Origin of the sequence: Xanthovirga aplysinae (assembly GCF_009711365.1) — a bacterium.
GTDB classification, from domain to species: domain Bacteria; phylum Bacteroidota; class Bacteroidia; order Cytophagales; family Cyclobacteriaceae; genus Xanthovirga; species Xanthovirga aplysinae.
This window is the reverse complement of the sequence record NZ_SMMB01000306.1, coordinates 1-1061: the sequence shown is the minus strand read 5'-3', so window position 1 is coordinate 1061 and position 1061 is coordinate 1. Positions and strand designations below refer to the sequence as shown.

General features: G+C 33.4%; 1 protein-coding gene. It reads right to left on the bottom strand.

The window, feature by feature from the left end; all coding sequences use genetic code 11:
* Window positions 1–87: 87 nt before the first annotated feature.
* On the bottom strand, window positions 88–870 hold the full coding sequence (locus E1171_RS00875; RefSeq protein ID WP_187696138.1) for a head GIN domain-containing protein: 783 nt from the start codon (window positions 868–870) through the stop codon (window positions 88–90).
* Window positions 871–1061: the final 191 nt, after the last annotated feature.

Below are 1061 nucleotides of genomic sequence, written 5' to 3'. Positions count from 1 at the left end.
ATTTAAAATCTATTGCCTACATGAAAAGCCGAATAAAAATCAAATAACAATTAACGGTTACACTATATTAAAAAAACAAGAATTATCTTAGTTGGCATTTTTTATTTGTCCAGAACCAGAAATTTTTCCTGTGATTTCAGGATTACCTTTATAGTAAATGGATCCACTTCCTGAGATGTGGGCATTCAGCTGGGTGATAACATGAATCTCCGATCTTCCGGAACCACTTATATTTATATCCGAAGTATGGGTTTGAAGCCCAAAGCCTTGAAATTCCCCTGACCCACTAATATTTAAATCAAAACTTTCGGAATTTCCAGTTATTAACATTTTACCGGAACCACTGATATCGCCTTTGATATTTTTGCTTGTTGCTTCTAAATCAATTTCCCCACTTCCAGAAAGATCAAGTTCAAGGATTTCAGACTCGGTAAAAGGGGTTTCCCCAAAAATTTTTCCAGACCCACTTAAAATTAAATTCTCCAGCATTGGCAGAGTAATATAAATGGTGATATTGTCTTTTGTGGTGGTAGCAAAATTTCTAAAGTCAATTTTTAATTTGCCATTGTTTACCTGAGTTTTAATCTCGTCCTGGATATTTTGTTGAGTAACGATTTCTACATTTTGTTCTTCCCCTTGTTGCAGATATACATTTGCTGGAAGAGCAATGGCTACCTTAGTAAAAGTGTCCAGGGATAAACTTTTAGTTACAGGATCACCTATTCCATTAATATGATTATCACAACCACTAATTATAATTAGGAACAACAAGGAAATACCAAGGGAAACATGAATTCTTAAAAAGGAAAAATAGAAAGGTGTGTTCTTTTCTGACATACTTGCTCCAAGGTTACTTTTGAATTTATTCATCCCAAAAGGCATTTTACTTTTTATTTCCATAGGTTTGATTGCTGTTTTTAGTAATTCAAATGGTGTCTTTTTCTGCTATCTATAGGGAAGACAAGTAAAATGCGTTTTACCCTTACTCTTTTTTTAAAAATATTTCAAAATTTTTGAGAACCACTATAAAAACCCCTTCTAATGACCTCCAAGGGCCATTT